This window comes from Kitasatospora sp. NPDC023385, from assembly GCF_055664045.1.
Map to the genome: position 1 here is coordinate 1 of NZ_JBVOOL010000040.1, position 21,704 is coordinate 21,704.

Annotated in this window: 21 protein-coding genes and 2 pseudogenes; 12 read left to right on the top strand and 11 right to left on the bottom strand. The window is 69.3% G+C overall.

Features of this window, described 5'->3' with window-relative positions; translation table 11 throughout:
• Together AC0B61_RS34085 and AC0B61_RS34090 are read left to right on the top strand one after the other, a co-directional pair.
• Window positions 1-512, top strand: a 512-nt coding sequence (locus AC0B61_RS34085; protein WP_471745920.1) for a DUF6000 family protein, incomplete at its 5' end; no start/stop codon positions are given.
• 54 nt (window positions 513-566) lie between these two features.
• Window positions 567-842, top strand: coding sequence for a hypothetical protein (locus tag AC0B61_RS34090; RefSeq protein ID WP_471745922.1), 276 nt, complete (start codon window positions 567-569; stop codon window positions 840-842).
• Between the two features lie 23 nt (window positions 843-865).
• Here AC0B61_RS34090 and AC0B61_RS34095 read toward each other — a convergent pair whose 3' ends face one another.
• The 6 genes from AC0B61_RS34095 to AC0B61_RS34120 all read right to left on the bottom strand — a co-directional run bounded on the left by AC0B61_RS34095 (window position 866) and on the right by AC0B61_RS34120 (window position 9,088).
• Window positions 866-3,331: a tyrosine-type recombinase/integrase gene (locus AC0B61_RS34095; protein ID WP_471745924.1), complete on the bottom strand. Its 2,466-nt coding sequence runs from the start codon at window positions 3,329-3,331 to the stop codon at window positions 866-868.
• Entirely contained in the window at window positions 3,328-4,422 is a 1,095-nt protein-coding gene (locus AC0B61_RS34100; protein WP_471745926.1) for a tyrosine-type recombinase/integrase, read from the bottom strand. Before AC0B61_RS34100 ends, AC0B61_RS34095 begins: the two co-directional genes overlap by 4 nt.
• Window positions 4,403-5,653 (bottom strand): IS21 family transposase, encoded by a 1,251-nt coding sequence (istA, locus tag AC0B61_RS34105; protein ID WP_471745928.1) that lies wholly within the window; start codon window positions 5,651-5,653, stop codon window positions 4,403-4,405. Before istA ends, AC0B61_RS34100 begins: the two co-directional genes overlap by 20 nt.
• A gap of 287 nt (window positions 5,654-5,940) precedes the next feature.
• Entirely contained in the window at window positions 5,941-6,345 is a 405-nt protein-coding gene (locus AC0B61_RS34110; protein ID WP_030240262.1) for a DUF6009 family protein, read from the bottom strand.
• Window positions 6,342-7,988: a DNA primase family protein gene (locus AC0B61_RS34115; protein WP_471745930.1), complete on the bottom strand. Its 1,647-nt coding sequence runs from the start codon at window positions 7,986-7,988 to the stop codon at window positions 6,342-6,344. The genes AC0B61_RS34110 and AC0B61_RS34115 overlap by 4 nt, the downstream gene beginning before the upstream one ends.
• Window positions 7,985-9,088, bottom strand: coding sequence for a bifunctional DNA primase/polymerase (locus AC0B61_RS34120; RefSeq protein ID WP_471745932.1), 1,104 nt, complete (start codon window positions 9,086-9,088; stop codon window positions 7,985-7,987). Before AC0B61_RS34120 ends, AC0B61_RS34115 begins: the two co-directional genes overlap by 4 nt.
• 1,059 nt (window positions 9,089-10,147) lie before the next feature.
• On the opposite strand from AC0B61_RS34120, the gene AC0B61_RS34125 reads away from it, so the two are divergent.
• Entirely contained in the window at window positions 10,148-10,525 is a 378-nt protein-coding gene (locus tag AC0B61_RS34125; protein ID WP_471746016.1) for a DNA/RNA helicase domain-containing protein, read from the top strand.
• A gap of 77 nt (window positions 10,526-10,602) precedes the next feature.
• Here AC0B61_RS34125 and AC0B61_RS34130 read toward each other — a convergent pair.
• Together AC0B61_RS34130 and AC0B61_RS34135 are read right to left on the bottom strand one after the other, a co-directional pair.
• Window positions 10,603-11,163, bottom strand: a pseudogene (locus AC0B61_RS34130) (replication-relaxation family protein); the annotation flags it as partial.
• A 254-nt stretch (window positions 11,164-11,417) separates the two neighbouring features.
• On the bottom strand, window positions 11,418-12,143 hold the full coding sequence (locus tag AC0B61_RS34135; protein ID WP_471745934.1) for a transposase family protein: 726 nt from the start codon (window positions 12,141-12,143) through the stop codon (window positions 11,418-11,420).
• A 192-nt stretch (window positions 12,144-12,335) separates the two neighbouring features.
• Here AC0B61_RS34135 and AC0B61_RS34140 point away from each other — a divergent pair, with 192 nt between their 5' ends.
• Together AC0B61_RS34140 and AC0B61_RS34145 are read left to right on the top strand one after the other, a co-directional pair.
• Entirely contained in the window at window positions 12,336-12,782 is a 447-nt protein-coding gene (locus AC0B61_RS34140) for a hypothetical protein (protein WP_471745936.1), read from the top strand.
• Between the two features lie 112 nt (window positions 12,783-12,894).
• A pseudogene (locus AC0B61_RS34145) lies at window positions 12,895-13,536 on the top strand (NF041680 family putative transposase); the annotation flags it as partial.
• Window positions 13,537-13,998: 462 nt separating this feature from the next.
• Here AC0B61_RS34145 and AC0B61_RS34150 read toward each other — a convergent pair.
• The 3 genes from AC0B61_RS34150 to AC0B61_RS34160 form a co-directional block, all read right to left on the bottom strand.
• Window positions 13,999-14,235 carry a helix-turn-helix domain-containing protein gene (locus AC0B61_RS34150; RefSeq protein WP_471745938.1) on the bottom strand — a complete coding sequence of 79 codons (237 nt, stop codon included), beginning with the start codon at window positions 14,233-14,235 and terminating at the stop codon, window positions 13,999-14,001.
• A gap of 565 nt (window positions 14,236-14,800) precedes the next feature.
• The gene (locus AC0B61_RS34155; protein ID WP_471745940.1) at window positions 14,801-15,121 is read right to left on the bottom strand and encodes a hypothetical protein; all 321 of its coding nucleotides are present in this window, start codon (window positions 15,119-15,121) and stop codon (window positions 14,801-14,803) included.
• 89 nt (window positions 15,122-15,210) lie between these two features.
• A complete protein-coding gene (locus AC0B61_RS34160; protein WP_471745942.1) occupies window positions 15,211-16,767 on the bottom strand; it encodes an SMI1/KNR4 family protein in 1,557 nt (518 codons plus the stop codon).
• A 305-nt stretch (window positions 16,768-17,072) separates the two neighbouring features.
• On the opposite strand from AC0B61_RS34160, the gene AC0B61_RS34165 reads away from it, so the two are divergent.
• From AC0B61_RS34165 to AC0B61_RS34195, 7 genes are all read left to right on the top strand, one after another.
• Window positions 17,073-17,354, top strand: a complete 282-nt coding sequence (locus tag AC0B61_RS34165) for a hypothetical protein (protein ID WP_471745944.1) — start codon at window positions 17,073-17,075, stop codon at window positions 17,352-17,354.
• Window positions 17,355-17,563: 209 nt separating this feature from the next.
• Window positions 17,564-18,766, top strand: a complete 1,203-nt coding sequence (locus AC0B61_RS34170; RefSeq protein WP_471745946.1) for a ParA family protein — start codon at window positions 17,564-17,566, stop codon at window positions 18,764-18,766.
• Entirely contained in the window at window positions 18,763-19,890 is a 1,128-nt protein-coding gene (locus tag AC0B61_RS34175) for a ParB/RepB/Spo0J family partition protein (RefSeq protein ID WP_471745948.1), read from the top strand. The genes AC0B61_RS34170 and AC0B61_RS34175 overlap by 4 nt, the downstream gene beginning before the upstream one ends.
• Before the next feature lie 191 nt (window positions 19,891-20,081).
• Window positions 20,082-20,477 carry a hypothetical protein gene (locus tag AC0B61_RS34180; RefSeq protein WP_471745950.1) on the top strand — a complete coding sequence of 132 codons (396 nt, stop codon included), beginning with the start codon at window positions 20,082-20,084 and terminating at the stop codon, window positions 20,475-20,477.
• A 129-nt stretch (window positions 20,478-20,606) separates the two neighbouring features.
• Window positions 20,607-20,756, top strand: a complete 150-nt coding sequence (locus AC0B61_RS34185; protein WP_471745952.1) for a hypothetical protein — start codon at window positions 20,607-20,609, stop codon at window positions 20,754-20,756.
• 153 nt (window positions 20,757-20,909) lie between these two features.
• Window positions 20,910-21,191 carry a hypothetical protein gene (locus AC0B61_RS34190; RefSeq protein ID WP_230055446.1) on the top strand — a complete coding sequence of 94 codons (282 nt, stop codon included), beginning with the start codon at window positions 20,910-20,912 and terminating at the stop codon, window positions 21,189-21,191.
• Complete coding sequence (locus AC0B61_RS34195) at window positions 21,145-21,672, top strand: DUF6879 family protein (protein ID WP_471745954.1); 528 nt, start codon at window positions 21,145-21,147, stop codon at window positions 21,670-21,672. Before AC0B61_RS34190 ends, AC0B61_RS34195 begins: the two co-directional genes overlap by 47 nt.
• The last annotated feature ends 32 nt before the right edge of the window (window positions 21,673-21,704 follow it).

A 21,704-nucleotide genomic window follows, 5' to 3' on the forward strand; every position in this document is an offset into this window, starting at 1 on the left:
CAACCCGGCATCCCGTCACGACGTCGGCAAGACCATCAAACGCGAACCCACGCTCCAGGCCCACCTCGCCGCGCGAGGTTAAACGTCAAGCTAAGACTGCTTCCTGGCTGGTCGTCGTAGCCGGCAGGACCGAGTTCCGCAGCCGTATCGGCGAACTTCTGCTGGCCAGCGAAGGGCCCTATGCCGGCGCGGCGTACTGCGTCACCCTCGCCACGTTCGGTGACAGCGCGGACGCCGATTTGCTGTGTCGGTACCTTGATCGCTATTTGCTGCGGCCTGACCTCGACTACGACCAGGGCTTTGCTCTTGGCGCACTGCTTCACCTCGATGCCGCCCTCGGGTCCGAGCGTGCATCCCGATACCTTGCCGCAGGTGGATTGTGGCAGCAATGGACCGACGCTCCGCCGCCCAGAAACCAGGATCCGCAGAAGTATCGGCAGGTCGTGCACCAGCTCTGCTCCTTCGCCAGCGAGTGCGCTGAACTCTTCGCGGCACTGGAAAACGAGCACTGATACTTGACCACCTGGCGCCCCGACTGCCGCGGGGACCTCGATAGAGTCTGGGCGATGACTGGGAACCGAGGCCGCTGGCCAAAGAACGATGAGGATCGCGGCGTCGAGGACGTGACGCTCTTGATACTGGAGTGGCTGGGCGAGCAGGGCGTGAACGCCATGATCAGGATGGACGCGGAGAGGCTGGCTGACAACGCGCCAGCGTGGACGTTCGCTGCCAGCGGCGGCCCGTTGGAGCATGGCATGCGAGCTGACGGCAGGACTGTCCAGCAGTGCATGTCCGTCGCTCTGGCCCAGCTGCGCGACGCTGGACTGTCGGTTCCGTTTTGATCTTCGCCCGCCGTTGACGTCGATCACGATGCCGGCTTCGTCATTTCGACGGTTCCTGTGGACTGGCCGAAACCTGGCATGCCGAGTTCGACGGCGGTCGACCGCCTGTTGACGAGCGCGTCGATCTGGGCGAGCTTGTCGTTGGCGCCCGCCAGGCTGGCTTGCAGGCCCTCGACCTCGCCGAGCCAGCCCTCGCGCTCGGCTTCGGTGATGCGCGCGATGAGGTTGTCGCGGATCTCCTCGATGCGGGAGCGCTGGTCAGGGTCGGGCCAATGCATGGAACATCGCAGGCAGGCGTGTTCATGAATGCAAGGGGTTGAGAAAGCGCGTCCGCAGAGCCCGGTGGCGACCTTTCGCCGCTCGAAGTGGCCGAGGAATTCCTGCCACTCGGAGTCGGTGGGAGTGCGGTATTCCTCGCTCGGGCGAAGGGCTCTGCGACGGGCGAGGAAGGCCAGGTGGGCCCTGATGGTCTCCTCCGGATAGACCGCCTTGTATCCGATCGTCACGGATATGTCCTGATGCCCAGCAATCACCTGGGCAATGTGCGGGGGAAGGCCATTGAGGATGGCGTCCGTGATGAAGATTCGGCGGAAGTCGTGCGGAGTGTAATGCAGTGCGGTGCCGTCGGCCTGGTCAACCAGGCCGGTGCGGGACAGGGCATCATCCAGCAACGCGCTAACCCGCTCCCGGGCGATGCGATGCGGTTCGGCAGCGACACGGCGCTGGAACAGCAGTGGGGCAGGCGGCATCCAGACGTGCTCGTGGTAGTCCCGGGCGCGGACGAGTGGGACCGCGCCGCTGGCGTCGCGGATCCGGCAGATGATCGCGCTGAGCACGTCGGCCAGTTCGGGGCTGACCACCAGAAGCCGTTCGGCATCGGTCTTGGACGGGGCGATCTGCAGCAGTGGGACGATCTCCCCAGTGGTCGGCAGCCGGTATTGGACCAGGCTGTGGTGGCTCAGCTCCAGCATCTCCTCGGAGCGGACACCGGTGTGCCGCAGAACCTCGATAATGGCCCAGGCCCAGAAGGCGTTGTCCTCCTCCCGGTTGAGCAGGCGCCGCTGCCGGGTGGCCGGGTCCTCGACCCAGACGTTGTCCGGGTTCGCGTGCGGCCGGTGGATCCGGATCAGGGTCTGACCGGCGGCACTGAACTGCTGCCCCGGGCTGGCCTGTCGTCCGGCGGTGAGTAGGGCTTGGGAGTCCCGTCGTTGTTGGTCGGCGGAGCGGACGAGGATCGGCAGCACGGGGAGCCGTTCGCGGGTGCGGGCGTCCATTCGTGCTTTGCGCCGCCGGGTGGTCTTGCGCCGATTCAGGTCCTGTTGGCTGACAGGGCAGGGTGCGACCCATTGTCCCCACCGGGCGGGGTTCTCCAGGGCCCACTGGGCCAGATCCAGGTAGAACGCCCGGACGCAGGCCAGGGTGTCCTGGTAGCCGAGCCGCTCGAGGGTGACCTCGACCCGGTCGCCGCTGCCGGTGGTGGTCGTGGTCCGCCGGGTGCGCAAGCGCTGCTTCCAGGCGGCAGCAACATCGGCGGGAAGACGCAGCGAGTCGATGCCGGGATGGTGCAGCTCCAGGTCCTGCCAGAAGCACTTGGCCAACTGGTAGGTCTGCCCGCGCAGCGTGCCGTAGTCCAGGGCGGGCTGTCGTTCCTTGAGATACTCCACCAGCAGATCGCGGATCGGACGGCAGGCGATCGGGTAGCGGTCGACGAGCTCCTCGACTGACCGCTGGCCGATGCTGCGGATCTCGCGCAGCGTGGGGACGCCGGCGCCGAAGACGCCGGTCTCGCGCAGTGCCCGGAACGTGGCCGAGCCGGAGCGGCGGCTCCCGCGAATCTCGGCCTCGACCGCCAGAACCTCCAGCAGGTCCCCGACCACGATGTCGGCCACCGTCCCGCCCTTGGCAGCGATGATGACCGCGGTGCGGAACAAGGCGGCGCGGCGGGCCAAGTCACTGATCCCGGGATCGGCCCGGCAGAAGTCGTCCAGCCGGGCGAAGCCGCCGGCGTCGCGGGAGCGGATCATGTTCCGTGCGAGCTTGCGCTTCTTGCCCCCGGTGAGCAACCAGCCAAGTGAGGGCCGGATGACGTCGGCCCCGATCATGACGACCAGGGAACTGGTCATGGTCTCCAGCCGGGTCCGCGAGAACTTGCCGTGCAGCTCCAGCCAGCTTGCCGGGCCGTCGGCCCACCGCTCTCCAGCCGCATCGGCGCCGCTGGCATACCAGCGCTGGTGCCAGGTCCGGCCCGGTTGCGCCTCCAACCAGTCCAGCATCAGCATCAGGCCGCGCCGACGGAAGTCGTGGCTGCGAGGGTCCTCCTGCCGCGGCGTCGCCTCGATCCACATCCGCAGCACCTCGTCGCGGTCCATCTCGGCAGCAGGCCAGTGCGCCGAGACGGGTCGCGGCGGGAACTTCGTGGTCTGCTGCGCTGCCGAGAGATGGGGCCGGGAGACCACGGATGCAGCGGCCAGGCGTTCGGTGACGATCACGCGATACCCTTGCCGAATAGCACGTTCATCGTCTCCGGCCGATAGCCCGGCGCTGGGGCGGGCGCCTTCCGCTCGGCGGCCTGCCGGCTCTGCTCGGCGTGATGGGCCAGGACTCGACGGATCACGTCTTCCTTGCGGGGCGTCAGGTAGAGCTGTGTCGTGGTGAGCTGTGCATGTCCGAGGACGAGCTGGACGTCCGTCAGCGGCAACGCCGGGTCCTCGGCCATGCGGAACGCTGCGGTATGGCGTAGTGCGTGGAGCGTTGCTGAGGTTCCCACCAGCTGATTCGCCCGCTCGAACATGCGGTGCACCGCGTGATAGGTCAGCGGGCGGACCGGGCGTCGAAGCGTCCACCACAACGGCAGGCGACGACCCCTCGGGATGAGGTCGCCCATCTGGACCTGGTAGAGCCGCAGCCAAACGAACGCGTCGGTGGAAGCCGGTAGTTCTTGAACCGCCCCCGTGCCCTTGCGTACCACCGATATCAGCTGCCGCCCGGGGGCGACCCCGCCTTGCAGCGTCGACAACAGCTCCGAGGCCCGCGCCCCGGTGGAGACGTAGAACGCGACCAATGCCCGGTCCCGGTGCGAGGGGAGCTTGGCGAAGATCTCGTTGAACTCCTCGTCCGGGATACTGCGCGGAATGCGCTTCGGGACACGGGGCCGGTAGAGACCTGTCCGCTCCTTGCGGTGCGGCTCCATCGGGTTGTGGTGCGCGTTCACCCGGCCGCTGCGGCGTGTGCGGTCCAGCGGGAACGGGTTGACCAGCATGGGCCCGGTGGCGATGTCCAGGTGAAAGGCGTAGAAGCAGCGCAGCACCGTCTCGTTGTGCGCCCGCACCGAGGCCGCATACGGCTTCGCCGAGCTCGGCGACGGCTCCGATGGCTGCCCCGAGCGCCAGTGCGGACGATCGGGCTGTCCGTTGATCAGCAGCCACCGACAGAAATCCCTCGCTTCGAGTCGCGTGGCGCGGTCCCACGACACGTCGATCGCCCACAGGAAGCGGAACCAGCGCAGCAGGTCCATCCCATAGGAACGCACCGTCGATTCGGTGCGGCCGGCTGCCTGCAGGTCACGGAAGTAGTCCGTCACCGCCTGGACGCCGACGCCGCTCGGGTCGACCAGACGATACGGCTCCCATCGGCTTCCGGTCGCCAGCAACGACCCCACCGCAGGAACGACCAATGCGGCCAGATCTCGATGCTCTTCCTCGTCTCCGATCACGACCAGGAAACGTAGACCCTGGAGCGCGTATCCGTCCCCTGAACTGCGGAATCTCTGGCCGTAGTTCAGTCAACAGAAGGATGTCAGGGCCGACCGCGGCGGTGGACCAGCGGGCCAGTACGAACGGCTTGTCCGGCACCGGCAGCAGGGCCTTGGCCTCCACCGCCTCGAACACCGACAGCGGACTCGCACCGCCCAGCGGCCGGCACTGCCTGCGGCCGGCGGTGCCGGTCGACCAGGTCAGTGCCTCGGCCTGCATCTGTTCGACCGAGGTGAACTGGCGCCCGCTCCAGAACGAGTCGCGGACATAGGGCATCGGCCGCTCGACCCGCGGCTTGTCCTTCGGCTTCGCCGCCCGGGCCGGGTCGACCAGGGCGCCGTAGTAGGTCGCGAGCTCGGCATACGACTTGTTGATCTTCGGATCGTAGAGGTCCGGCCGGTCCACCGCCGTGCGCAGGTTGTCCGGCACCAACCGCCGCGGGACACCGCCGAAGAACCGAAAGGCCTCGACGTGGGCCTGGGTCCAGGCGTGCTGGTCCATGTGCACCACCGGTCGGACGAACATGTGCCGCGAGCAGGGCAGCACCATCACGAACGCCCAGATCCGGTGCCGCTTGCCGGTCGACGGGTTGATCCGCTGCCCCAGGAAGCCGTAGTCGATCTGCGCTTCCGAGCCCGGCTCGACGTCGTCCCGCAGCACCGTCACCTTCGACCGGGCCGACTCGTCCGGAAGATTCTCGGTCACCCACCGGCGGAACGTCGACAACGAAACCGCCAACTTCCCCTCGTCCCTGAGGCGTTGGTGGATCGTGGTCACCGTGGTCGTCCCCAGCAGCCCCTTGACCAGGTCCCGGTGCGGCTCGATCTCCGCCCACGTCACCTGGTTCAGCCGGCGCTGGGCCAGCTCCGGGAACCAGCTCTTGATCAGTTTTCCCCAGTCAGCCTCGCTCATGGGCGGCCCGCCCGGGGCCATCCCGGACGCCTCCGCCGGCGCCAGATACTTCCTGATGGTCTTGCGGTCCACCCCCAGCGAGGCCGCGAGCTGGTTCTTCGACCTGCCCGCGTACCAGTGGACGTAGATCTCGACGATGTCGACCACGGTGAACGTTCTCCTTGCCATCCAGAGTGTCCGTCGACCTCTCGGCCTGTCGGTCGAGGGACGGTGACGACTCCGAGATGGTCAGGACCCTCAACCCGGCTCGGGGATGCCCAGGGGGAACCTGAACGATTCGGATCGAACGATCACTCACAGGTCAAACCACTCGATCTGGGGCATTCGAGGCCTCCGCCGTGGTCAACTTCCCCTTGGGGACTCGTGACCACGGCCCTGGCCCATTCCGTGACCACGAAGCCTCAGAAGTTGGGGAAATCGCTGACTGTTCACACTCAGGCCTTCGGGAGCGTTATCCCCAGCTCGAGCATCGCCGGCGAGGCCGGGCCGCCCTCGGAGCGCTCGGTCTTGTAGCCCTTGACCCCGGGGGCCACGGTGCGCGGGTCGACGGCCTCCGAGGGGGCGCCGGTGGAGTACAGGCCGTCCGGGTCCTGGTCGCGGTCGTGGGGCAGAAGCCAGAAAACGCGCCGGCGGAAAGTGCCGGAGGCGCGCGAGGACTTGGCGTCCGGGCCGAGGATCGCGTAGCCGACCATGCGGCCGTCGCGGTGGTAGGCGGGGCGGCCGCGGCGGGTGGTGAGCCGGTCCAGCGACTGACGGACGTAGTCGAGGTCGGAGGTGTCCTCCAGCCAGACGAGGTCGGTTTCGTGGGCGAGCTCGGCCGGGTCGATCAGCGCGCTCACGCGTGGTGCTCCTCTGTGTCGTCAGTGATCAGGCCGATGCCCGGGTAGTACTTGCGGCTGTTGGACAGGACCATCTCCTTGGGAGAGGTCATACCCAGTGTCTCGCGGACTCGTGCGGCGAAAGCACGTCCGGATACAGGATTAGCCCCCTCGAATCCGCACCAACGGGTGTAGGCGCCGAAGAGCTGGGCCTGTTCCGCGCGCATGCCCTCGCCGGTGACGCAGGATTCCTTGAGGAAGCGGCCGACGTGGTCCTCGGTCTCGGCGTAGGCGGTGGTGGCGGTCTGGACGGCCTGGGGGCCGGCGAGGTCCTTCTCACCGGCGAAGTAGCGGCGGGCACCGTCGATGAGCCACGCGAGGATGCCGGGGCCCTCCTCGGCGACGAGGACGTGGGCCAGGTTGTCGATCTTGCGTTCCTCGGGGACGACCCGTTCGAAGGGGATCAGGCGCATCCGCCGCCAGAAGGCGAAGCCGCCGGTGCCGACCTCGGGGCGGTGGTTGCCGAGCAGCCAGAGCTTGTGGGTGGGCTCGAAGGAGAAGAAGTCCTGGCGCATCCGGCGGGCCTTGATCTTGTCGCCGCCGGTGAGCAGCTTGACCCGGGCCTCGTCGAAGCGGTCGCCGGGCTTGAGTTCGGAGCAGACGATGATGCGCCGCCCGTGGAGTTCGGCGAGGTCGGTGGGATGGCCGTCGAAGGTCTTGGCCATGAGGAAGCCGGGCGGGGCCGCGTCCGCGTAGTCGCCCAGCAGCTGGATCATGACGTCGAGGAGGACGGACTTGCCGTTCTTGCCCTGGCCGTAGAGGAAGGGCATGACCTGGGCACCGACGTCGCCGCTGATGGAGTAGCCGAGCAGCAGGTGGAGGAAGTCGCGGGTCTGGCGGCCTTCCTTGTCGTCGCCGAAGGTGTCGGTGAGGAAGCGGTCCCAGCGCGGGGTGGGCATCCGGGCCGGGGCGAGGGTGGTGGAGCGGGAGTGGTGGTGGACCTTCGGGTCCGGCGGGACGATCGCTCCGGTGCGCAGGTCGACCACGCCGCCCGGGGTGCACAGGGCGTAGGCGTCGGCGTCGAGGAGGGCAGCGTTGAGGACCATGCCGGGGGCGGACTTCGCCTGGGCGAGCATGGCGTTCATGCCAGAGGTGGACAGGGCGCGGCGGCGGTGCCGGCGCAGGTCGGCGTTGGTGTAGACGCCGCGGGGGTCGTGGATGGCGACGTTCTCGGCCATCTCTCCGGCGGCCCACAGGACGGTGTCGTCCTCGTCGAGCTGCCAGCGGTGAGTGGACCAGCGGTACCAGCCGATGCCGGGGACGTGGCGGTAGTCGCGGCCGTAGAGGTGGACGAAGAGTTTGGCGTTGCCGCGGTCGGAGAGGGAGTCGGGCAGCAGGCCGTGGGAGCTCGCCTGCGGGCCGCTCTGGGCCTGGACGGTCCGGGCTGCCGGGGCGCCCTGTGCCGCGTGCGCGCTGTGTCCGGTGTGGGACGGCGGCTGCGGGGGTGCTTGGAGGGCGTCGGCGGGGGAGTCGAGGAGACTCTCCTGGACGGCGGCGCCGTGCCAGGGCGCCGGCGAGGGGCCGGGCAACGACGGGTACTCCAGGATCTGCTGGGCTGCGGCCACGGGGTCGAAGACCGTCCTCTTGCGGGGGCTGTCGGTCATCCGCGGGCCTTCCCGATGTGCAGGGGCTGCCGCGCGCCGGCGGCGAGACCGGAACGGATGACGGCGGAGCTGTGCCGGTCCTGGCGGGGCCGGGCGGTGCGGGCGGCGTCGAGGAGGAGCTGCTCGGCCGCGGTGGGGGTCAGGTGTCCGGCGGAGACGAGTCCTCCGACGGTGTAGGCGGCCCGGTTGAGCTTGCCGGTGAAGCCGGCGCCCTCGGGCGTGGTGACGCAGTCGGTGACGTCCTGCAGGACGGTGTCGAGGACGCGTTCGGCTCCGCGCTTGCCCCCGCCCGCGGCCACGACCGCCTGGCGGGCACGGTCGGGGACGGGGGCCTGGACGGGCGGCCGGGTTTCTTGTCTGTCCTTCAGATGGCCGGTGCGGACGAGTTCCTCGGCGAGCCAACGGGGGAGTGGTGCCGGGGTCCAGGCACCGGGCAGGGCGGTGTAGGTACCGGCGCTCGTGGTGGTCCCGGGGGCCACGATGTAGCCGCCGTGGGCGCGGACGTCGACCTGCCAGGCCAGGGCCCGTCCGGTGGAGGAGCCGGTGGAGCAGGTGAAGCCTCGGTGCGCGTCGTCCCGGTACCAGACGTGCAGGCCGCCGGAGGGCGTGCGCACGCGCAGCGTGGAGGCGTCCTCCGCGGGGGAGGGGGAGCGACGAAGGGCGGCCAGCAGCGCGAGCGTGTGGTAGCCGTTCTCCAGGCCTTCGAGGTCGACGTGTTCGTGGATCGGGATGCCGGGCAGGATCCGGTCCCGGGCGGGGACGGTGCTGGGGTGACTGTCGACGTCGATGACGACCAGGCCGGCGGGGCCGCAGGCGACACCGGTGCCGAAGTCGGGATTGGTCTGCCACCAGGCGGTGATGACGTCCTGGTCGAGGGTGGCGGCGTGGAAGCCGTGGCACCAGCGACCGGCGCTCGGGCAGGAGCACTCCGCCGGGGAGTGGGGGGATTCCTGGCAGGCCGGGCAGTTGGCGGGCGGGGTCTTGCGGCCGGGGGCCAGGGGATGGACCGGCCAGGCCTGGGCGGCACACCAGCGGGCGACGGCCAGAGCGTCCGGCTGGCGGCCCGTTCGGTCGCTCCCCACGGCCTGCGGCGCCGTCACGCGGGTCCCTCCCCCTTGGTTCAGTAGCTGCTGCAGCTGCTTCGGTAGCTCGGTAGCTGCCCGACTTCCGGCCGCTCGTTCAGTCGCTGAGGGGCAAAAAGCCAGGTCAGGGCACTGGTGGACGCCGGATCAGCGACTGAAGCGACCGAAGTCCAGAAGATAGCTCACACAGACTATCCGAGCGAGGACTCCCGTATCCGGAGTGGCGGACCTTCCCGGGAAAACCCAGCTACCGAACCCCGGGGGAGCGACCGAGTCGCTTCAGTCGCTGTTTTCGGTCCACGGACGTTTTCGCAGGTCGGAGCCGTTTTTCAAGCCAAACAGCGACTGAAGTGACTGTAGCCCGGGTCTATAACGCGCACACGCACACGGGAATGTCTTCATATACCCGACCTTGAGTCGCTTCAGTCGCTGATGGGGCTGGTAGATCCCGTCTGACCTGGGGTTTTATCCAGCGACTGAAGCTCAGCGACTGAAGCTACCGAGTCTCTCGCTCCCGGTCGCTCGGCGTGTCGCGCGCGACCGGAGTGCTTCCAGGGGCCGCCATGTCCAGGATTCGGTCGCTTGAGTCGCTTCGGTAGCTCCGGGGAGGGCGCACCTGCGCAAGGCCGTGTCGTTAGCCGCATGTAGGCGTTCTTCCTGTGGTGAGTCGCTTGAGTCGCTTCGGTAGCTCGAGACCCGGTCCAGTAGCGACCGGGTGTTAGCCGCACAGGAGCGCTTGTCCGCAGGAGCGGCTCGTGCCTGCCGCGGAAAGGCACCGTTTTTGCCGTGAGGCTTGCCAGCGACCGAGAACAGAGACTCAAGCGACCCAAGCGACCGAGCACCGGCGTTGCCGCCGACAACGCCGACGTCTCCGCTCCGACGGGCTGACCGCTCTCTGGGCCCCTGTCCGCACCCGTCTGTCAGTGCCACCTGATAGACAAACAGCGTGCTGCCCTCTCCCGGGTCCACGGGACTCGCAGCACCTACCCGCACCAGCGCGGCGCGGGCTTCCCCATCCTCCTGCGCAACCTCCTCGACCGGGTCGGCGTCCTGGTCCTCTTCCTCGACGAACGCCAGATCGTGCGTCCCACCGAAGGCCTCACCCTCGACGAGCTCGAACGCCACGCCCACGAATCCCGGGCCACGCTGCGGCACGTGAACCTCGAGACCCAGTTCCGCTGCAACGGCTCCCAGGCCTACCACCACTGGATCGACCTCCTGTTCTCCCCGACCGACGCGCCGCAGCCCTGGAACGCCGGCAGCTACGACCTCGCCCTGGCGCCCGACCCGGACGCACTTGCCTCCTGGGTCGACGGCCACACCGCGCGGGGCCGCAGCGCCCGGATCACCGCCGGATTCTGCTGGCCCTGGAACACGGGCGACGTCCCCCCGCTCGAGCCGGAGGTCACCATCCGCTGGCACGGCCGGAACAGCAGCCGCGGGAAGACCACGTAGTGCTGCTGCCAGGCCGGCAGGACACTCTGCGCGTGAGCGGTGCGCCGCAGGTGCGGCGGGATCGGGTGGTGCTCGCGGAAGCGGGCGTAGCCGATCAGCTTGGCGGCGAGCTTCTCGCTGGCCATCGTGCCGCGGTCGACCTCGACGAACGCAGTGCGGCCGGGCCCGCCGGTCGCGTAGTGCAGCAGGCCGTCGGCGATGACCGCACCATCGCGGCCCTCGCCGTAGCGGTGGTAGACCTCCGGCAGGAAGTCCAGCGGCCGGCACTCGTCCCCGGCCTTGCGGGCGCCGGCGACGAAGGCAGCCTGGGTGCGGGTGACGGCCAGGATGTGCCCGACCCGCAGCCTCGCCTCGGTCTTGTCCTCCGGCAGCGGCGGCGAGGCCACGCCTTCCAGTTCCGGGAAGCGGGCGGCGATCCGCGCGCCCCGCTCGGTCAGGTACCAGGCCCGCAGCTTCCCGGCCTGGGGGAGGATGACGTCGTGGACCAGGCCCTCGTCCTTCAGCCGGCGCAGCCGTCGGCGCATCAGCTCCAGCTGGCTGTCGGGGGTGTGCAGGACGCGCAGCTGCTCGGCCGTGGCCATCCGGAACTGGAACAGCGCGGCCACGACCTGGTGGTCGATCTCGGGCGGCGTCGCCATCACGGACTCCTCAACGTCGGTGCCCGCTGCCCCGGTGGCGGCGAGCACCCGTAGACAAGCCCGCGTTTCTCACCGGATTTCTCACCAAGACCGGCCCATCCGGTCACGATCCGACAACGGGTCCGCTAACCGGTGCGACAACCGGTGGTGAGAACCGGTGCACCAACCGGTCGCCGCCCCGTCCGCCCGCTGCGCCCAGATTCCGGCCATCTACCCAGGTCCGAGGCCGTAGTGAGTGGCCGTCAAGGTCAAACTCACCACCCCGACAACCCTCTCCTTCCCCTTCCTGTCCTTGGCTTTGTGGGTGGTGGTTGGCTGGTTGGGTGGGGCGGTGGCGTTGAGGGTTCGCTGCGCCTGCGGCGGGCCTTTTCTTCTCGCGCGTCCGGCTGGTGCCGGCCGCTCGTGGTGGGGCGGGGGCTGGGGCGTGCGGGCGGCCCGGGAAGGCCGCCAGGCCGCCCCCGCAGGAGCAGGCCTGTTCCCCGGACACGGCGGGCACAGGCGGGCAGAGACGGCCCTGGACGCTTCTCGGCGGGCGCTGGGCCCGGCGGGTCAGCGCCCGCCGAGCCGCTCCGGCTGCTCGGCGGCTTGGTGTGGCGGGCCACGGCGCGAGCGGCCAGGATGACGCCGAGCGCTGCGAGCATTCGTTGCAGGACCGGCGTCCGGCGGCCGTAGCGGTAGGTCAGCCCCTCAATCTGCTCGGCGAAGGTGACCCGCGGGCAGTCCCCGTTGTCGCAGAACAGCCGACGCACCGACAGTTCGATCATCACGCCCCGCCCGCCGCACGGCGCGTCGGCCAGGCGCCGTCCATACCTGCTGTGCACCCGACCTGACGCGGTCCGGCAGCCCGGACACGACAACGGCACGTCCTCCAGCGTCGACGCCTCGATCACCACGCTACCCGTCCGGCACATCCACGCACTCGACCCGCACCTCTGCGAGATGCGGAAGCAGAAGGAGGTTTCCTCACACGCGGTCAGCATTTACCCGGCTATGACGGAGCGTCACCCAGCGCACGGAAGCACGATCGACTTCACGGAATCCGTGCCTGAACCCTAAATTTTGACCCCGTGTGGGTCTCCGACAATTGATTCCTTTGCGTGATCGGCGACTCGGGTCTGCGACCTTGCTCCAGACGAGCCGGGCTGTCTGCGCTGGATGCGAGACTCGTCGCCGTGACGCTGTGCGATTACTTCTCTGCCGCTGACGACCAGGCCGCCGTCGCCGTGGCCGAGCGGCGCGGAGGGCCGGCCGAGGCAGGACACGACGTGGTCTTCCTCAAGTACGTCGACCCGGTGGTCGCCGCCGCTCGGCTCGAAGCGATCCTCACGGACTGCAGCTATGAGGAGGCCAGCCAGCGTCCTCGGTCGGGGCAGCTGCTGTCGTCTCCGGAGAACGACACCTTGCTGGTGTTCAGCCTGTCGGACACCCTGGTCGAGGCCCTCGCCGCGGCAACGCCCGCTGACCTGGTGCGCGTTGCCGAGCCGTGGTCCATGACGGCCGAACTGCAGCAGTGCCAGGTCGACGCCCAAGCGGCGCTCGGAGTCCTGGAGGCCTTGGTGGGCCTGGCCCAGCGAGCTGGAGCTGCCGGCCTGCGTCTGTATTGCCGGTGGTCCCTGTGACCAGCGGGGTTCAGTAGCCCGGCTGGATCAGTCGCGGGTGGCGCGGTCCACCCTCCCCGTCCCGCCGATCGCCGCCTCCCGGTCCCAGACCAGCGTCCTGGTGACCCGCCCGATCACCGATACCACCCGCTACGGCAAGGCCGAGGCGATGGCCTGGAACCGGATGCACCCCCGGCTCACCCACCGCGGCCCCTGGCTGGACCTCGCCGAGGAGGAACTGCCCATCCTTCACGGCACGTTGATGCGCCTGAAAGTGGAGCACCTGCCGGGCGACCGCGACCCGAAGCCGGTCTGGCTCTGGATCTCGTCAACCACCGCCACGCCGGCGGACGTGGACCGCTGGTGGTAGGCGTTCCTCCGCAGATTCGATCTCGAACACACCTTCAGGCTGATGAAGCAGACCCTCGGCTGGACCGCTCCGAGGATCCGCCACGCCGACAGCGCCGACCTGTGGACCTGGCTGGTCATCGCCGCCCACACCCAGCTCCGTCTCGCCCGCCCGCTCGCCGAGGACCTGCGCCGCCCTTGGGAACGGCCAGCTGGGCCCCGCCGTCTGACCCCCGCCCGGGTCCGGCGGGGGTTTCGAAACATCCGCGCGAACGCGGCTTGTCCGGCGGCCGCACCGAAACCGTCCCGACCAGGGCCGGGACGGCCCGCAGGCTCGAAGAACAAGCACCGCGCCAAGCACCACGCCGTCGGCAAGACCGTGAAACGCGCCGAGTCGATCAAGGATCACCAAGCGCAGCGAGGTTGAACGCCAAGCTCAGGCGCCGTCCGGCAGGGAGGCGGGAGGCGGGAGGCGGGAGGGGGGAGGCGCACCGCCCATATGGCCCGCTGGCCCGCCGCCTCTGCTGCGGCCTGGCGCGAGACCGCGTCGGCGGCGCACGCGGCGTGGGAGGCATCCTTTGTCCCTGGGCGGAGTGACGGCTGCTTCGAGCTGCGTCACTCCCCGCTCCCACGTAGCGGTCTCGGTTATCGGCCAGACTGGAGGATGGAGCCCATCATCCAGCACTACGCAAGGCAAGGACTCCTCGTCACGGTCGACGCTGTCGGCACACCCGACGAGATAGCCAGTCGCGCGCTCACCGCGCTCCGACAGCATCAGGCATCCACCCAGATGTGACGGAGCGTCACCCAGCGCACGGATGCCCGATCGACTTCACGGAATCCGTGCCTGAACCCATATGACCCGACAAAATCAAACCGCCGGCCGCGCTTAGCCGAAGGTCGCCTGGATATGGAGCATGAAGCCGTTCTTCTCGGCGTCCCGGCGCACCCGCTGCTTCACCCGCGGCTGCCAGCCGGCACGGACCTCCTGCTCGATGGCCTTGGCGGCCGCGGGCTTCGGGGTGCCCTGGCCCTTGAGCCAGCGCTGCACCGTGCGCTGGGAGACGCCGAGCTCGGCGGCCAGGGCCTTGGTGGAACCCTTGGCGCCCTTGAGCAGGAACCGCATCCGGGCCCCGGTACCGGGGGATGTTCTGGCCCGCACGGCCCGGCCCTCAAGGCACCGCCGCGGTGTCCCGGCTGAAGGGGGCCACTCGCTATCGGCCGATGACAGCGCCCGCACCACTGGCCAGGTGCGGGACGCCGCCATGAACCCTCTGTATGCCGAGCGCCGTGAAACCAAGGGGGTGTTGTGCCCTCCGGGGGCTTTTCGGGCCCCCCGTGTCGCCAGATCTGGCATGTCGCCGGATCCAGCAGATCGGGGAAATGACGTGAAGATTCGAAAGTATCTGCAGGCCGCGGCTCACGCGGGAGTGGTGTTGTCATCGCCTCGTCCTTGATGGGCGCTGCGGCTCCGATGGGCCAGGCCCCGGGGACGCCTCAGGGGTCAGCTGCCGTTCCTGTGGCAGACACAAACGGGCGCGGGCTGTGCTTCGTCGAGGAAGTCCCCGGCCGAACTGCGGAAGCCTCGGCCGAGCAGATCACCGACGAGGCTCTCAGGTATCGTCCGATCGCCCTGTGACCGGTCTTGGTCAGCTCTCGACGGTCACGCGCGACTCCCCAGGACCTGGCGGTCAGGCTTCGTCGAACGGTTCGTCACTCCACCTGAACCAAGCACGGCCGTCACTGATGTGCAGGAGGAACTCCGCGACCGGGCCTGCCGGGGCCACCAGTGACAAGGCGTCCGCGATCCGGTCATAGGCGTCGTCGAATCGCTCGTACTCCTCCGCTTCCAGCAGAGCCAGCGACTCGTCGAACCACTGCTTCACCTCTCCGAACTCCGGCGTTGGAACGAAGCGCCCGTTCAGCCACGGAAAGTCGGCCTCGTCGATCACGATCTGGCCGAGCTGCTTCTCTTGCCGCATCAGTCGCCAGACTTCGCCCTCGAAACCCATCCCGCCAGCTCTCCGATCCGGCTCCTGGTGTCGCCAGCAGCTTCCCACGCGGTAAGGACAACGAGGCGGAGCGCCAACGCTGCTGTCGGTCAGCCGGTGGCGGCTTGTTGTTCGGCGACGGTGCCGGAGAGGTGGTAGGCGGTGGAGGTGTCGACGCCGAGGGCACTGAGCAGGCCGAGGGCGGCGGTGAGGGGCGGGGCTCCGGCCATGCGAGCGGCGGCAAGGTGGGCGGGGAGGCGGTCGGCGGCGATCAGGGCTGTCCACTGGGTGGCGGAGAGGGCGAGGTAGTGCAGGCCGGGGAGGTCGGCCAGCAACGCCAAGTCCGGGGTGGCGCAGCCGGATAGGTCGAGGGAACGCAGCGCGGGGAGGGTGCGCAGTGGGGTGAGGTCGATCGGGGTCTCGGAGGCGACGGCGAGTGAGGTGAGGTGCGGGTGGCCGGTGAGCGGGGTGAGGTCGGCCCCGGCGGCGAGGCCGACGGTCAGGTCCTCGACGGGGAGTGCTGTCACGGGGGACAGGTCGGTGGTGGCGCAGCGGTTGAGGTGCAGGCGCCGCAACCGCGTGGTGGCGGAGAGCGGGGACAGGTCGACGGGTGACGGGACGTCATTGAGGTGAATCGCCTGGACGTCCGGCGCGAGCCGCTCGTCCAGTGCGGAGAGCACCAACTGGCGCGACCCGTCCCCGGACTGCTGCGGAGCGTGCGGATCGGGCCGCCCCAGGGCCTGACCGAGCCAGGCGGTGACGGAGGAGGCGACGTAGCGCGGGCCCTTGTTGAAGTCCCGGCCGACCTCGATCACCTGGCCGGGGCGGCCGTCCGCAGCCGGTGCGAGGTCCACGGCGAAGAAGTTGCCATCGAACCAGGTGGCGAACGGAAGCCAGCCCGGATGCCCCGAGCAACGGCGCACCGTGTTCGGCGGGTCGGCATCGAAGACCACCTGACCCCATCCGAGGCCCCATCCGAACCAGGTCGGGACACCGATGTACTCGTCATGTGCGGCCAGCGCCGCGTCGAGCGACAGCCAGCAGTACCCGTCCAGTGCCTCGCTGCCGCCGTCCCCGTCGGCCTCCAGGTACAGCGCGCGCAGGTCCGCGGGGAGTGCCTGCCCGAGACGGAGCTCCGCGGCGGCGAGCTGTCCCTCGGTGACGGGCGCCGGCATCTGCCGTTCCGCGCTGGAGCGTTCGGCGTGCTGCCGGAGTATGGCCCGCAGCCGCTCGACCGCCTCCGCCGGGTCCCCGGCTGGGTGCAGCTCGGACGGTTCTGCGCCGTCGACCGCGCCCGGTTCGGACGGCCGGAAGTCGGGGTCGAGAGTCAGTGTCCAGCCGTCCTCGCGCCGGCCCTCAGGCTCCAGCGTGTCCCGGAATACCACCAGCTCGAAGGCGCCGGACGGGCGGCAGACCAACTCCAGGGCGATGGCCTCCCAGCCGTGGCTGTCCCGGAACCAGAACGCCAGCGAGGCGAGGCTCTCGTACGGGGACGGCATGCTGAAGTAGGAGCCCGGACGGCTCGGCACCACGTACCCGCTGCCGGACATGCCAATGCCCGTCCGGCCCCCGTGCGCCCGCAGCACGCACTCCGCCCAGCCCTCCGGAGCCTGCGCGACGATCTCCGCCGTGATCTGCCGTGCCGCCTGTTCCACCGTAAGGTCCATGCCTGTCCCCTCGTCCGTGCTGTTCGGACGATCATGTCAGCAGGCTGCGACAGAGCGATCGGCAGTCGGCTGGCGCCGACGGGCCGCTGCTGCCATATCCGATCAGCCACGGCACTGCCCTGGACGTCCACCACCCCGCAGGGCTCGCCAGCGCCAACCCGGCGGAACCTCTCGGTCTCCTCGCAGGCCCGGTCGTAGTCGTCGGGCTGGCCGCTGTTACCGATGATCATGCCGTCTTCGGTGCAGCCACCAAGTGCTGCAGTGCGGATCCCGGGACGACGAGCAGCGGACAACGGACAGAACTGGTGGACCTACATAAGTACACCGCCCGCCCGCGCTGCTGGCTGCCCGAGATCGCGGACTGGGTCACCTGGTACTCCGGGATCGCGGCCTTCGTCGACCCGTCTCCGGAGCGGGCGTACTGGACCGCGGTGGGCGGTCACATCCTGGTCACCAGCACGAAACTGGGCGCGGCGGCGTATGTGGACGACCGCGCCGTGCACCACGCCGGCAACTGGGACGTCACCCTCGCCACCGTCGTCCACGCCGTCGGCCTGGATCGCGCCGACGTTGCCGTTCTTGCTTGACCCCTCGACAAAGGGCCTGTCTCTCCCAGTTTCACAGCGGGGAGAGACAGGCCTTTTTGCGTTCCGGACGATACATCGTGGCAGCGGGTGGGGCCGGGTCTGCGCGGGGCAGCCGGTGTAAACGCCGTTTACACCGGAGTGGGAGAGAACCAGACGGCACAGGCGTGCCGGATGTGTCTAAACCAGTTGCACGCCACTAAGGTGACGTCATGACCTCTCAAAACCTCGGAGGAGAGCGGGAAAAGGTGGCGTCGAAGCTTCCTGCAGCTCTCCGTCAGGAACTCAAGACCCGAGCGGCGCAGCTCGGCATCGACATGCAGGTCGCTGTCACCCAGGCCGTCGAGCAGTGGCGTGCCCGGCCAGCTGACAGCCACCTGACCATCGACACCTCCGGGGCGGAGAGCTGGAACACGCATCTCCCCGCTGGCCTGTACGACGCGTTCAAGGACGACTGCGACAGCCGGGACGGCATGTCCTACGTCCAGGGCCTCGCCCAGGCGATCCGCGAATGGATCGACTCCCACAACGTATCCCTGACCGAGCTGACGATCCCCCGCTATACGCGACGGATCGTCGTCTGCAACCAGAAGGGCGGCGTTGGCAAGACCACGATCGCTGCGGGGACGGGCCAGGCCATAGCGCTGGGCCTGCCCGCCAGCACGGGCTCGTCGAAGCTGCCCGCGCTGCCGGGGCTGCGTACTCTCCTGGTCGACTACGACCCGCAGGGCCATCTCACCTCCCAGCTCGGTGTCAAGCAGATCGCCCCGGGCGAGGAGAGCCTGGTGACCCACATGGTCGACAGGGACCGCGTCGCCGGCTCGCTACTCGACCAGGTCGTGGAGATCGAGCCGGACCACTTCGAAGGACGGCTCAGCCTCCTTCCCTCGAGCTTCGACGCCTTCCTCCTCGACTCCCGGCTCGGCTCCGTCCGTGGCCCCCGCGAGACCAGCCTCCAGCGTGCACTCGCCCCGCTCGAGGAGCACTTCGACGTCATCGTGATCGACGCGCCGCCGAACTTGGGCTTGGCGATGGACGCCGGCCTCTACTACGGGCACCGCCGCAAGAACGAAGCGCCGGGCTCCTCCGGCGTTCTCGTCCCGGTCGAGGCCGAGGACTCCTCCGCGGACGCCTACGCCATGCTCGACAGCCAGATCCGCACCGTCAGCCTCGATTACGAGGTCGACATCGACCGCCTCGGACTCGTCGTCAACAAGTTCGACAAGCGCAAGGGCTACGTCGCCACCCACTCCCTCGAGAACTGGAAGTCGCTGGGCACTCCGCCCGTCGTCTCCATCGTCCCCGACCTCAAGGAGCAGCGCGAGGCCGTCCACGTGAAGCAGCCGCTGCTCATGTACGCACCCACATCCATCCAGGCGCAGCGCATGCGAGAGATCCGACGGAGGCTCGCATGAGCATCGCCAAGAAGCTTCAGGCCGGCGGAGGGTCGTTCGGGGCGCTGGCCCAGGGCACCGTGCGCGGGGGCGAGGTACGGGCGCGCAGCGAGGCGCTGGACGCCACGGGCCGGGTGCGGCGCGCCTCGTCGGCGCCGGTTTCCTCGATCGTGTTCAACCCGCTGAACCCGCGTAAGACCATCGACAGCGAGTCGATCGGCGAGCTCGCGGAGAGTCTGGCCCGTCGGCAGATCGTGCCGGTCACCGTGGTGAGCCGTGGCGCGTTTCTCGACGCCCACCCGGACCAGGCGGAGGCGATCGGTGAGGCGGACTTCGTCGCGCTCGACGGCAATCGGCGTCTGAAGGCCGCTCAGCAGGCGGGGCTCGCGACCCTGCGTGTGGACCTCAACGACGACCTGGTCTCCCGCGCTTCGGACATGGTCGAGGCGGCTCTGATCGCCAACGCCCACCGCGAGGACGTGTCGCCGTTCGAAGAGGCCCAGGCGATCGAGCAGCTGCTGAACTCGGTCTACGACGGCAACCAGGCCGCTGTGGCGCGGGCGCTGGGCAAGTCGCGTGTGTGGGTGGGACAGCGGTTGGCGCTGCTGCACCTGTCCCCCGAACTACAGGAGCAGGCGGGGGCCGGGGAGCTGGCCATCGAGGATGCGCGCAGGATCGGCGCTGAGGCACGCGCGGGGAAGATCACCCCGGCTGAACAGTTCGAACGGGCCAAGACCGCGAAGCAGGCGGCAGCCGACAAGCTGGCGGCGAAGGCCACTCGAGTGGGCAAGCGCCCGGTCCGCCAGGTGCAGGAGACGGCGGACCGCGCCTCGACGGCGGCCAGCTTGAGCGTAGGCGCCGGAGATGATGTAAACGGCGTTTACACATCGGATCCCGCCCAGACCTCCGCAAGCCGCTCGTCGGAAGGGGCCTCAGATGTAAACGGCGTTTACACATCGGGCTTGCCGGACCAGCGTGACGCCTCTGCCCGCGAGGTGCCGGCGATCACGGTCCGCCTGGTCCCGTCCGACCCCCGGGTATCCGCGCAGTTGCTTCTCGACGCGCTGGATCACCGCCAGGCCGTCCAAGTGGCCGCTGAACTGCTCGAGCTCCTGAAGCGCGAGGCCGAGCCCCAGGCTCGATGAACAACCCGATAGACGCGTGCGGCGTCCGGCTCCAGCCGGACGCCGCACGCGTCTTTGACGAACGCGGTCAGGAGCCCTTCGGTGGCCCGAATACCGGTGCCTCCGCCTGGGCATAGTCCAGCCCGGATCTACCAGGGGAAGGGACCAGCACGGTGTCGTGGCGAGATGCGGTACAGCCAGCGTTGCGGGTGATGCTGCAGGGGGAGGCCTACCTGGACCCCTATCTGGAGCTGCTGCGCGTCGGGGTGGAACACCGGGATGTCGCCGGGGCCGTCGTCGTGACGCTGGCGGTGGACGGGGCGCTCGTCACGGGGACGGTGATCCCGGCCAGGGCGTGGGAGGACCTGTACGTCCGGCAGATCGCGGACGCTGACCACTACGGGATGCGGAAGGTCTTGAGGGAGGTGCTTGGGCACTTGGACCAGGCCGTCGAGGACGGGCGCCGCCGCCGGGCGGCCGACCCGCGCTTCCTGCACCTGAAGGACGTCACCGTTCGCTCGGGCCGTACCGCCCGCAGGCTGCCGGCCTGGCGGGGGCCGCTCGCGGCGGTCAGCGGCTGGAGCCTGGGCGAGCCGGACGAACACTGAGGACATACCGCCCGCCCGCCTGGATGCAAACGACTCCGTGCGGATCGCTGCCATGTCCCGGCTGTCTCCCCGCGGTCTACCTGACCCCAGCCAGTACCACCACGCCTGGCCGACTCCAGCCGCCAGGGGATGAAGCTGTACTTCGGCGACGGCACGGTCGAGCAGGTCACCCCCGAGGTACGGGAGAAGGCCCGCGCGTTCATGCAGCAGACCCTGGAACGGGACTGGCCCGGCTACATTGGCCGCCTCATCGCCGACGGGAAGATCCGCACCTCCTGACCGAGCACCGGCCCGAGGCGGCAGTTCCCCTCGTCCCCGTCCCGACCGGCGTGTGCCGCCCGGCTGCTCCCGCGCGCGCCCTTGACGGCTGGTCAGTCGAGCGGAACGGTGGAGGCGCAAGGATCCGCAACCGGCTTGGCAGGAGGAGCGGTCATGGCACTACGGTTCAGGGGCATCGACCCGGACACGCCGAACGGCGGCTCTCCGACCGTGTGGTTGGAGGACGAGAAGGCGGAGATCGTCATCCAGGGCTGGCTGCCCGAGATGGAGATGTACCGCGTGATCAGCGAGACCGAGTGGGTGGAAGGCCACCCCATCGGTGTCCCGGACCACGAGGGCGTCGTCCGGATCCCGGTCCGGATGATCCCGTTCCTGCGAAAGGTGTGCGATGAAGCCGAGCGTGCCGGACTTTGGCGCCCTGCTGAGGAACGCTGAGCGCTCCGCGTGCCACCTGGAGATGCGCGACTCCTACATGGACGACCCCGTCTTCGCCGACTGGCGCGCCGGCCTTCCGGTCGACCGACCCGAGGCGTACGACCTGCCGGAGGAGTACACCGCCTGGGCGGCCCTGGTACGGGAGACGGTCGGCCGCGGCGTGGTGATGCGCCGCGCTCGGATCGTCTCGGAGCCGGTGACCGCCTACATCCGGTGGGAGCACGCGATCACCGAGCGGCACAACGTCGCGGTCGGCGAGCAGGTCCGATGGCTGCCCCGCTCGAAGGCCTCCGACCTCGCACTGCCGGGTAACGACCTGTGGCTGGTCGACGAGCGCCTGGTTCTCTTCCACTGGTTCACCGGTGACGGCGAGTGGGCCGGCCACGAGGTCACCGAGGATCCGGCCGTCGTGAAGATGGTGACCGGCGCCTTCGAGGCGATCTGGGACCGCGCCGTCCCGCACGCGCAGTACACCGTCTGACCAACACCGTCCACCACCACCCCGCCGGGCAG

Bases quoted from the DNA above. Each gene is read 5' to 3' on its own strand.
- AC0B61_RS34090 (WP_471745922.1), top strand. From the start codon at position 567: ATGACTGGGAACCGAGGCCGCTGGCCAAAGAACGATGAGGATCGCGGC.
- AC0B61_RS34115 (WP_471745930.1), bottom strand. From the start codon at position 7,988: ATGACCGACAGCCCCCGCAAGAGGACGGTCTTCGACCCCGTGGCCGCA.
- AC0B61_RS34135 (WP_471745934.1), bottom strand. From the start codon at position 12,143: ATGCTGACCGCGTGTGAGGAAACCTCCTTCTGCTTCCGCATCTCGCAG.
- AC0B61_RS34150 (WP_471745938.1), bottom strand. From the start codon at position 14,235: ATGCGGTTCCTGCTCAAGGGCGCCAAGGGTTCCACCAAGGCCCTGGCC.
- AC0B61_RS34155 (WP_471745940.1), bottom strand. From the start codon at position 15,121: ATGGGTTTCGAGGGCGAAGTCTGGCGACTGATGCGGCAAGAGAAGCAG.
- AC0B61_RS34160 (WP_471745942.1), bottom strand. From the start codon at position 16,767: ATGGACCTTACGGTGGAACAGGCGGCACGGCAGATCACGGCGGAGATC.
- AC0B61_RS34170 (WP_471745946.1), top strand. From the start codon at position 17,564: ATGACCTCTCAAAACCTCGGAGGAGAGCGGGAAAAGGTGGCGTCGAAG.
- AC0B61_RS34175 (WP_471745948.1), top strand. From the start codon at position 18,763: ATGAGCATCGCCAAGAAGCTTCAGGCCGGCGGAGGGTCGTTCGGGGCG.
- AC0B61_RS34180 (WP_471745950.1), top strand. From the start codon at position 20,082: ATGCTGCAGGGGGAGGCCTACCTGGACCCCTATCTGGAGCTGCTGCGC.
- AC0B61_RS34185 (WP_471745952.1), top strand. From the start codon at position 20,607: ATGAAGCTGTACTTCGGCGACGGCACGGTCGAGCAGGTCACCCCCGAG.
- AC0B61_RS34190 (WP_230055446.1), top strand. From the start codon at position 20,910: ATGGCACTACGGTTCAGGGGCATCGACCCGGACACGCCGAACGGCGGC.
- AC0B61_RS34195 (WP_471745954.1), top strand. From the start codon at position 21,145: ATGAAGCCGAGCGTGCCGGACTTTGGCGCCCTGCTGAGGAACGCTGAG.